Annotated in this window: 4 protein-coding genes; all 4 read left to right on the top strand. The window is 60.9% G+C overall.

Annotation, left to right across the window (positions count from 1 at the left end):
- A partial coding sequence (locus AC1XOS_RS20535; protein ID WP_481964077.1) for a Gfo/Idh/MocA family protein occupies nucleotides 1-643 on the top strand: 643 nt, incomplete at its 5' end.
- 53 nt (nucleotides 644-696) lie between these two features.
- The gene (locus tag AC1XOS_RS20530; RefSeq protein ID WP_481964076.1) at nucleotides 697-2,076 is read left to right on the top strand and encodes a sulfatase family protein; all 1,380 of its coding nucleotides are present in this window, start codon (nucleotides 697-699) and stop codon (nucleotides 2,074-2,076) included.
- Between the two features lie 154 nt (nucleotides 2,077-2,230).
- Entirely contained in the window at nucleotides 2,231-3,244 is a 1,014-nt protein-coding gene (locus tag AC1XOS_RS20525; protein ID WP_481964075.1) for a Gfo/Idh/MocA family protein, read from the top strand.
- Between the two features lie 2 nt (nucleotides 3,245-3,246).
- Complete coding sequence (locus AC1XOS_RS20520) at nucleotides 3,247-3,999, top strand: Gfo/Idh/MocA family protein (RefSeq protein WP_481964074.1); 753 nt, start codon at nucleotides 3,247-3,249, stop codon at nucleotides 3,997-3,999.
- Nucleotides 4,000-4,075: the final 76 nt, after the last annotated feature.

The following is a 4,075-nucleotide window of genomic DNA, read 5'->3' as shown; positions in this document are numbered from 1 at the left end:
GGGGCGTATCGGCTCGCTGCGGCGCCGACACTGCATTAATTTTTTGTTCAACCCGACGATCACCACCGGCCCAAGCGCCTGGCACATCGATCCGCTCGCCAATGTCGGGATGTTCTTCGATGATGCCGTCCACGCCGCCGACTTCCTCTACTGGCTGCTCGGCAAGCCCGTGAGTGTCATGGCCGAGATCGACAATATCCTCACCACGGTCGCCCCCGACGACACCGGGATCGCGCTCTACCGCTGGGAGTCCGGGACGATGGGCGTGCTCTTCAATAGCTCCGTGACCCTGGCGAGTGAGAACACCTGCGAGATCTACGGCGACGAGGGCGTGATTATCCAGAACTACGATGATGGCGTCTCCGTGGGCCACGCGCCGGAAAATGCGGTCGCGCTGAAGCTCTTTCGCAAGAGCACGGGCAAGTGGGAGACATTCGACTACCCCCTGCCCGCCAACCACGGCGAGCGCCTCGCCGCGATCCCGCGCCCCTTTCTCGACAACCTCAAGGCAGGCAATCCGCCGAGCATCACCGCCCGCGATGGGAAAATTAGCGCTGAGATGTGCCTCGCCGCCTACGAAAGCGCCCGTGAGGGCAAGAGAGTGAGTTTCCCCCCTAACCCCCGCCCGGCGGGGGAACAATAAGGAATACCGTGTTTCCCCCCCCGTTGCACGGGGGCTGGGGGGGAGGAGAAATTATGAAAAAACATCCCAATATCGTCTTGCTTGCGGTGGACTCACTGCGAGCGGATCACATGAGCTGCTACGGCTACCACCGAAACACGACTCCGCACCTGGACCGCTTCGCTTCCCAGGGGACGCTGTTTGAGCACAATATCAGCGCCCACATCCCCACCACCAGCGCCTACGGCTCGATGCTGACGGGGCAGGATGTGTTTACCACGCAAGTGGTCGCGCTGCGCCACAAAGGCCCGCTCCGTGAGGAAGTGCCGACCTTGGCCGAGCTGCTCAAAGAGGCGGGCTACACCACGACTTGTGTTGGCTTTAGCGGCAACCCCAGCGCCCGTGGCTTCGACAAGTACTTAAACTTCGCCGGCTGGGGAAGCTGGAACGAGGGCCGCAGCCCCAAGGCAGAGAACCTCAACCAAGTCGCGATCCCCGAGCTAGACGAATTAGTAAAGGGCGAGGCCCCGTTCTTTCTCTTCCTGCGCCACATGGACCCGCACGCGCCGTATCTGCCGCCCGCGCCCTACGAGCGAATGTTCTACCACGGCAACGAGTCCGACCCCGAGAACAAGTCCATGGAGCCCGTGATGAGCTTCAAGCCCTTCTGCGACTTCTTCGCCAGCTGGATGCCGCCGGGAATCTCCGACAAGGACTACGTGATCGCGCAGTACGACGGCGCGATTGCCTACATGGACGCCTGCATCCAGACGATCTTCACGGCCCTCGAGGCACATGGCATCTACGATGAGACTCTGATCATCCTTAACGGCGACCACGGCGAGACGCTCTACGACCACGAGTGCTGGTTCGACCATCACGGAATCTACGACACGACCCTCCATGTGCCGCTGATCATCCGCTACCCCGGCAAGGTTCCGGCGGGCCAGCGCGTCTCGGGCTACACGCAACATAAAGATTTGGTGCCGACTGTTCTGGAGCTGGCGGGGATCGAGACCGAGCGCAGCTTCGATGGCAATAGTGTCCTCCCGCTCATCTCTGGCGACGAAGTTTCCCACGAGAGCGAGATCTACATCACCGAGTGCACCTGGATGCGCAAGCACGGCTGGCGCACCCCGGAGTGGAAGCTGATTGTCGCGCTGGAGCCTGATTTTCACTTCAAGCCCGAGGTCGAGCTCTACAACCTAATCCAGGACCCCGACGAGAACCACAACTTGGCGGAGAGCGAGCCCGAGGTGGTGGCGCATCTCAAATCGCGCATGGATGCCTGGATCGCGAGGCGCGAGGCGGAGACGGGCCTCACGAACCCGATCCACACCCAAGGCGACTGGCACGGACACACGGGAGTCGGGCCGTTCAAGACCAGCCAGCAGGCCTACGACACGATGCATATCGGCGACCCCAATCAAGCAGCAAAGCTGCAGGGGAAATAAGTCCCGCCCGTTAGAGGGGCGGGACTGGAGAGCCTGCGGCTACAAAGGCCGTTCCGGCCATCCTAGTTGAGTTATTGACATGGCCGCTTGCGGCCTTCGTAGCGCGAAGCGCTCTACAGCCACCCCGTTCTAATCGGGGTGGGGAGAGGTAATCATGAGCTTAAAAGTGGCCGTAGTTGGCCTTGGTGGAATTGGCAATACCCACGCGGGTGTTTATATGAAGCGGGAAGACTGCGAGCTGGTCGCCGTCTGCGATATTGTGCAGGAGCGCACCGACAAAGCCGCCGAGAAGTACGGCTGTCCGGGGTTCTACTCCATCGCAGACATGCTGGCGAGCGGGATTCAGATCGATGCCGTGAGTGTCTGCTCCGCGGGCGTGGAAAACGGTGGCGATCACTACGTTCCAACCATGGAACTTCTGGCGGCGGGAATTCCGGTGCTGGGCGAGAAGCCGATCTCCAATAACATCACGCATGCGGAAGAGATGGTCGCACTGGCCAAAGAGAAGAACCTGCGCTACGGCATTAACCTAAACCATCGGTTCACACCGGCGGCACTGCGCGGCAAGGAGTGGATCAATGAGGGGCGGCTAGGCGAGCTCAATATCATCAACATGACGATGTGGATCAACAACCCCAATGAGTCCTCGCCCTGGTTCCATGTGCGCGCTCTGCACCCACACTCACTCGATGTCATGCGCTACTTCGGCGGCGATGTCGAGAAAGTGCAGGCGTTCTTCAAGCGCGGTCCCAAGGCCGATGGCCCGGATGGCAAGCGTGTCTGCTGGTCGAATATGCAAGTCAACTTACTCTTTAAGAACGGCATTATCGGGCACTTAACGGGAAGCTACGATGCGGGCGGAAGCTACGGCCTCGAAACACTCGAAGTGGTCGGCTCCGAGGGGCGCTTTGTGCTGCTCGATGCCTGTGAGCACCTGACGTTCTACCCGCGCCGCTCCCGCCAGACCGAGACGTATGACTATCTGGGCGGCATGATGGGCTTTAGCGAGACTTTTCCCTCGCGCATTGGCAAGTGGGTGGAGCAGAATATCGCGGGTGATTCGCCAGACGAGATTGATGCCTCAGGCGCGGCGGCGCTCCATGTCCAGAAGATCATCGAGGCCATTATCGAGTCCTGGGAGACCGGGACCGTGGTGACGATCAAGTAGCCATGCAACGAGTCTGTGTGATCGGCATGGGGGTGATCGGGAACCGTCATGCCGACATGTACAAGCTGAGTCCGCTCGCGGAGCTGGTCGGGGTCTGTGACCGCGACCGGGCGCGGGCGGATGCGGGTGCGGCGCGGCTGGGTGTCCCGGCATTTTATGATGTCGAGCAGATGCTGACCGCGCTCCAGCCTGATATCGTGAGCGTGGCAACCGGCGGCTACGAGTACGGCAGCGACCACTACGCGCCGACCATGCAGGCGCTGGCGGCGGGCTGCCACGTGCTGGGCGAGAAACCCATCTCCAACACGATCGCCGAGGCGGAGGAGATGGTGGCGCTGGCCAAAGAGAAGAACCTCTGCTACGGCATCAACCTGAACCACCGGTTTACCCCGGCAGCGCGGATTGCGAAGAAGTGGCAGAGCGAGGGGCGGCTGGGACACTTGCTCTTTATCAACATGAGCATGTGGATCATGAACCCCACCGAGAGCTCACCGTACTTTCAGATCAAAGCCCTGCACCCGCACACGGTCGATGTCATGCGGCACTTCTGCGGCGATATCGAGCGCGTGCAGTGTTTTGCGACCATCGCGCCCGGCCGAAAGATCTGGACCACGGCACACTTCTCGATGCAGTTTAAGAACGGTGTGGTCGGCGGCCTGACCGGATCGTATGATATCGAGCGCGGCCACCCCATGGAGCGCTGTGAGGTCGCGGGATCAGGCGTACGCATCGTGATTGATGACATGTACCGGTAGGCCACTCTCTACCCGGCGGGCAACCCAGAGAAGCTGGTCTACACCAACCCGCTCTTTGGGGGCTTTGAGAGCTTCA

The sequence above is a fragment of the Armatimonas sp. genome, from assembly GCF_964826245.1.
The sequence above is the reverse complement of the archived record's forward strand: the minus strand, read 5'-3'. Positions and strand labels throughout refer to the sequence as shown.